Source organism: Acholeplasma sp. ORD1043, assembly GCF_057808485.1.
Window position 1 is genome coordinate 37,295 of sequence record NZ_JAQLOJ010000015.1, and the last position, 6,044, is coordinate 43,338.

Consider the following 6,044-nt stretch of genomic DNA (forward strand, 5'->3'; position numbering starts at 1 on the left):
ACCCAAAGCTGGGTATGCTTTTTTTATCATTAAACATTAACTCCTACAGAAACTAAAGGTAAGTAACGATATTCAACAATGTGCTTAACTTTGTTATACTTATCGTATCCACCATAATAATCAAGTAAATCAACTTCTAGTTCTTCAATCAATTCTAATTCACCGTTGATATATGCACTCACCTTTTCAATTGCAGTGAGCATTCTTGATCTTATACCACCAATTCTTAAATCTTGAATTTCATAACCGAAAGCTTTATTTTCTCTTGACCACTGTGTTTCAAATGTCTCGTGGAATTGATCTAGCGCTTTAACTGTACTCTTTAATTTTGAGACAAGTTTTTTAAGTTTAGTTATGTCTTTTTCTTTATAAGTTTCTCTTAATAAAACGCCTAGCATAACTTTTTTAGAAAGTGTATTTAATAGTTTATATTGAGTATAGAATAAGTATTCAAATTCACCAAAGTTACCAAGGTTTTCAAAAATTTGGTTTGCATACTTTTTAAACATTGACGGATATTTCTTTTCAACTGCTGTATCCATTAATCCAAGTAAGATGTCATTATATAAGAAATGTTTATTAGCTGAATTTAAGTCTTTCACATTATTTGATAAATAGTTTGCTGAATCAACTAACATAAAGCGGTCAAATGATACCGATGTTGCACCTTCAAAGAATGATTTAAATGCATCATTAACTTCACTATCAAAGTATGTTAAATAGCCATAGTAAGCAATTGAAGGTAAAACTGAGAACGCTGATGCTTCATTACCGTTATCTCCCCATGAAGTTACCATGAAATGTTTAATTCCTTTTTGTGTAATAGCCTTCATTTGAACATAAGCAGCAGTTTGTGAGAATCTGTTTGATGGTGTAAATCCAATCCATTTCCAAACACCACCTGCAAAGTTAATTGGGTTATTAAATTGTAAGTGTTTATCTAAATTCTTTAAGTAGTGTGCTTCTTCAGTTCTGTAATAATCCCAATAAATTAATTCAACATCACTTGGTACTTTGTCCAAGAATTCTTTTGGAATACCTGAATCATCATAGTAATTAGTCATAGCCATTCTAAAGAACATATCACTCCACATCATTGGTGTATAGCCATATTTCTTACAAATTTCTAAGACACGTTTTAAGTGGTTCACCATGATATCAAATCTTGGTACTAAACCATGTTTGTCTAAATATCTACCACGGCCAAGCATATATGCTTCATCCATGCCAATATTAATATATTTTGAACCAAAGTTATCATGTGATGTCTTGATCATTTTCTCAATCAATTCATACGTTTTATCATCTTCAACTAAAAGTATATCTGCAGTATCAAAAAGTCCTGAATATGCACCATATCTTTTAATACCATTTAGATGTGCAAGTGTTTGAATACATGGTACAAGTTCTAATCCAAAGTTTGCAGCATACGTTTCAATTTCTTTGATTTCTTGCTTAGTATATGCACCACGCATATAACCAAAGTAAGGTTCATCTTCCATTTCAAATGTATCTTCAGTATAAAGTTGTAAACTACTGTATCCAAAGAATGCTAAATATTCTACTAATTTTTTGATTGTTTCTACTTTAAGAACTGCATTTCTAGAAACATCGACCATGTAGGTTAGGCGTTCAACACGTTTAGACACTTTTAAGCTAAAGTCTTGTTTCTTTTGAATAACTAAACCTAATCCAAAGAAGATATCACTTAAATGTTTATATCCAAGATTTAACTTCTTATTTGAAAACTCAATTGAAAGTACATCACTTTCAAAAAAGTTAACTTCATTAAATAAGTTTTCTAATTCATAACGTTCTTTAAAGACTTCAAAACCTTTAATGAGTGTGTTGCTTAACCCTATTGTTTTCATCATTTCACCTAATCTATTTTGATTTTTTTATTTTGGAATACCAAGAAAAGTACTGCAAGTTGAATATTAATCATGTAAGTCATGTCTGTGTTTTTGTGCTTCTGTTGATAATCAAAAAGAATCTTATTCTCATGACGTTTTTGTTTGAAGAATGTTTTTTCAAACCAATTTGATTTACTTGCTTGATTGATTTGTTCAATTAACCCTGAGTCTAATACAACCCAACCTTCGTATTCTTTTTTAACAAATCTTTTGAACAAATCATTTAAATCTAAATACTTACCAGTACCAATTAATCTGGATGCACCAGATGGGTCTTTATCATCAACAACCAGTACACCAATATAGTCGTATAGAATTCTAAATGCTGCTGTTATTGCTTCACCCATTTGGAAAAGCAAAGCTGGTTCGAAAATGAACTTAACTTTTGAATCTTTAATGTTTTCAAATACATAGCGATATGTTTGAGATAAATGTTCTTTTTCTTGTTTAATTAATACGTTTAATTTCTTTTTTCTTATAATTGATAAATGTTCATTGATGATAGGCAGAACAATATCTTTTTCTTTTGTAATATCTGTAAAGATCGGAAGTCTATAAACAAGATTAATCGCACCAAGATCTTTAGCTAAATTTGCTGCTAATTCTAGGTCGACTTTAAACTTATCGAGTGCTTCTTTATTATCTATATGAGGCGATTTAATGAGAGGGTCAACAGCTACAATATCTATCTTTTTATAAAAAGACTTAATCTTATTTATTTCTTCTTCAGTAAATTGAAGCAGCGACTTTCCACCTAGTTTTCTCAAAAATGCACCATCTAGTTTTAAAGATTTAAACATTTCAATTTGAGTATCTAAGTCAGCCTTTAAATAATCAAGATATGTCGAAATTTGAGCTTTCATTATTTCACACCCCATTCATACATTAAGATGCTGCCTGCAACTGCAACATTTAATGATTCAACAGATTCTGTTTCAATTCTAATGAATCCATCTAAAACTGCTTTCACTTCTTTTGATAGTCCATTGCCTTCATTACCTAAAACTAAAACGAGTGGTATGTCTGATACTGGTTGGTTTGCTGATACATGTGCATCTGCACCAAAGAGTTGATACCCTTTTTCTTTCATCTTTAATAAAAATGGAACTAAATCAAGTCGTTCTGTATAGACATCAAAAATTGCACCAACAGTTGCTCTTAATGTTTTATCATTATAAAGGTCTACACTATTTTTTGATAAAACAACATGTTTAAACCCAAAAGCAAGCGCACTTCTGATCAAGGCTCCTACGTTATCTGGATTTTGTACATCATCTAAAACAAGTACATTTTTAGATGTTTTAACTTGACTATCTTTCTTACAAACCGCCATGATATCATGTGTAGTTTCAGTTTGTGATAAGTCTTTCATTAATGCTTCACTAATTAATGTACCTTCATAATTTTCGTTTGTTGTAATAACTTCATCTACAACGTTGTTTCTTATAGCAAGTTCAACCATCTTCTTGCCATAAACTAAAAATAACCCGGTTTGATCACGGTATTTCTTTAGTTTTAATTTCATCCATGATTTAAACTTTTGGTTATCTTTAGAAATGATCATGATTTATCCCCGTAATAAGTTTTTAGAGCTTCTTTAACTTCAAAGCCGTATAATGCTATTTCTAAATCTGTATCTTTATTAATCATAACAGTTGAAATATTTTCTAATGCTTGAACCATGAGTTCTTCTACATTAAGTTTTGCTTCCTCTTCTAAAGCGTATTCTACTTTAGGGTGTGTCACTGGTCTTCTTGGAACATAAATTGAACAGCAGTCATTAAATGGACGAATTGATACATCATATGTTCCAAGCATCTTAGAAATTAAAATGATATCTTTTTTATCATATGTAATCACCGGTCTTAGAATTGGAATATTTGTTACATTTTCAACGACATTAATCGAATCTAATGTTTGAGATGCAACTTGTCCAACTGATTCACCATTGACGATTGCTGCAATATCGTTTGCTTTTGCATAACGTTCAGCCAGACGATACATCATACGTCGCATAATCGTAATAATATATGGATCAGAAACAAACTTTAAGATTTCTTCATGAATCTTGGTAAATGGTACTAAGTGAAGTTTAATCTTATTTCTAGTCATATATGGTGCTAACTTTTTAGCAATATCAATAACTTTTTGAACAGATTCAAGTGGTGTTAATGGTGTTGATTCAAAGTGGAATAACTCGATTTCAACACCTTGTTTCATCATTAGGTATGCTGCAACTGGTGAATCAATACCACCAGATAACATCAGTAATGCCTTACCTCCCATACCAATCGGGAAACCACCTAATCCTGGAATTTTACCAATATAAATAAAGGCACCATCGTGTCTTATTTCTACATTTAATGTATATTCAGGATTATGAACATCTACTTTTAAACCGCTAATTTTAGGTAGTATTTTAGCCGCTAATTGTTGACTGATTTCTAAAGATGACAATGGGAATCTCTTATCCGCTCTTTTAGTATCGACTTTAAAAGTAGTAGGCAAAGGTATCTCATTTGGAATAACTTCAATTGCTTTTGCAGCAATTTGATCTAAATCATTTTCTGTTCTGTGTACAAACGAATATGAATGTACACCAGATACATATTTAAGTTGATTTAAAACTTGTTCCCTATCGTCTTTGTTAATATGAATAAAGATTCTGTCATGTTGGTATTCAAAATTTACATCAATACCTTTTAACTTACTCTTTAATAATCTTTTAACCTGGTCGATGAAGGCTGGCTTATTTTTTCCCTTTAGGACGAGGTCGCCAAACCTAACTAATATAATTTCTTTCATGCTAATCACCTCTTTTATTATATCACTAGTGATATACTATTTGTGGTGATTAAAATGAATTATAAATTAATGTTAGAAAGTGCGGATAATCTATTTAAGTCCGAACCAAACACTTTATCTTTACTATCGAATGCTGCTGCATTCTTAAAAGAAAACCTAGATAACCTTAATTGGGTTGGCTTTTATTTGTTTGATGGAACCAATTTAACCTTAGGACCTTTCCAAGGAAAAGTTGCATGTAATGTGATTGCTCCAGGTAAAGGTGTATGCGGTACTGGGTTTATTGAAAAGAAAACTCAAGTCGTTCCTGACGTATCTAAAATAGAAAATCATATCTATTGTGACCCAAATTCTCAGTCTGAAGTTGTCGTTCCAATTATGAATGGATCGGATGTTTATGGTGTTTTAGATTTAGATGCACCGATAGTTGAGAGATTTGACACACAATTGGTACATTTTTTAGAAGATTACGTTAAGATTTTAACTAAATACATTGACTTTAATAAGGGTTTAATATAAAATAAATAAGCGGTCAAAAGCAGGCCAAAATAGATCAAGTAAATATCCTTGCACTTAAGGTGAACTAAGTACATTCCATCTGCTTGGAATCGAAAAGGAACAATGGATTATATTTGGAATATAATGGTGTGTTTACCCAAAATTTACAAAGAGGAGGTAAATTCAATATGTCACGTTATACTGGTCCAACATGGAAAGTATCAAGAAGATTAGGTTACTCAATTTCTGAATCAGGAAAAGAGTTAAAGAAGAGACCATTCGCACCTGGTCAACATGGACAACGTCGTAGCAAATTATCAGACTACGGTGTACAACTTCAAGAAAAGCAAAAGGTTAGATTCACTTATGGTGTTTCTGAAAAGCAATTCCATAAAACTTTCATTGAAGCGTCTAAGTTACCTGGTAAAACTGGTGAAAACTTCTTAAAGCTTCTTGAAGCTAGATTAGATAACATCGTATATCGCTTAGGTTTTGCAAGAACTCGTGCTCAAGCTAGACAACTTGTAAACCATGGTCATATCTTAGTAGACGGTAACAAGGTGGATATTCCATCATATCGTTTAACACCAGGACAAAAAATCGCTTTAAGAGAAAAGAGCAAAAACTTAGTTGTTGTTAAAGACGCTAAAGAAGCTCAATATGTTAAAGTTGACTTCATCGCTTTAGATGACAATGGTGTAGGAACATTCTCAAGATATCCTGAAAGAAACGAATTCTTACATGATATCAACGAACAATTAATCGTAGAATACTACTCAAGATAATAACTTATCTAATAAAATTAAAGCACTTCTTGCGAAGTGCTTT

Annotated in this window: 6 protein-coding genes; 2 read left to right on the plus strand and 4 right to left on the minus strand. The window is 31.5% G+C overall.

Annotated elements, in window-relative coordinates; all coding sequences use genetic code 11:
- Positions 1-29: 29 nt before the first annotated feature.
- From PG914_RS06175 to thiI, 4 genes are read right to left on the minus strand one after another with little or no spacing between them, the layout of a single operon-like run.
- Positions 30-1,871, minus strand: a complete 1,842-nt coding sequence (locus tag PG914_RS06175; protein WP_488822838.1) for a beta-N-acetylhexosaminidase — start codon at positions 1,869-1,871, stop codon at positions 30-32.
- A gap of 8 nt (positions 1,872-1,879) precedes the next feature.
- Positions 1,880-2,776 carry a hypothetical protein gene (locus PG914_RS06180; protein WP_488822840.1) on the minus strand — a complete coding sequence of 299 codons (897 nt, stop codon included), beginning with the start codon at positions 2,774-2,776 and terminating at the stop codon, positions 1,880-1,882.
- The gene (locus tag PG914_RS06185) at positions 2,776-3,477 is read right to left on the minus strand and encodes a TrmH family RNA methyltransferase (RefSeq protein ID WP_488822842.1); all 702 of its coding nucleotides are present in this window, start codon (positions 3,475-3,477) and stop codon (positions 2,776-2,778) included. The genes PG914_RS06180 and PG914_RS06185 overlap by 1 nt, the downstream gene beginning before the upstream one ends.
- Positions 3,474-4,718 (minus strand): tRNA uracil 4-sulfurtransferase ThiI, encoded by a 1,245-nt coding sequence (gene thiI, locus PG914_RS06190; protein WP_488822844.1) that lies wholly within the window; start codon positions 4,716-4,718, stop codon positions 3,474-3,476. Before thiI ends, PG914_RS06185 begins: the two co-directional genes overlap by 4 nt.
- A 54-nt stretch (positions 4,719-4,772) precedes the next feature.
- Here thiI and PG914_RS06195 point away from each other — a divergent pair, with 54 nt between their 5' ends.
- Together PG914_RS06195 and rpsD are read left to right on the plus strand one after the other, a co-directional pair.
- Positions 4,773-5,237: a GAF domain-containing protein gene (locus PG914_RS06195; RefSeq protein ID WP_488822846.1), complete on the plus strand. Its 465-nt coding sequence runs from the start codon at positions 4,773-4,775 to the stop codon at positions 5,235-5,237.
- A 167-nt stretch (positions 5,238-5,404) separates the two neighbouring features.
- On the plus strand, positions 5,405-6,001 hold the full coding sequence (rpsD, locus tag PG914_RS06200; protein WP_488822848.1) for a 30S ribosomal protein S4: 597 nt from the start codon (positions 5,405-5,407) through the stop codon (positions 5,999-6,001).
- Positions 6,002-6,044 lie beyond the last annotated feature (43 nt).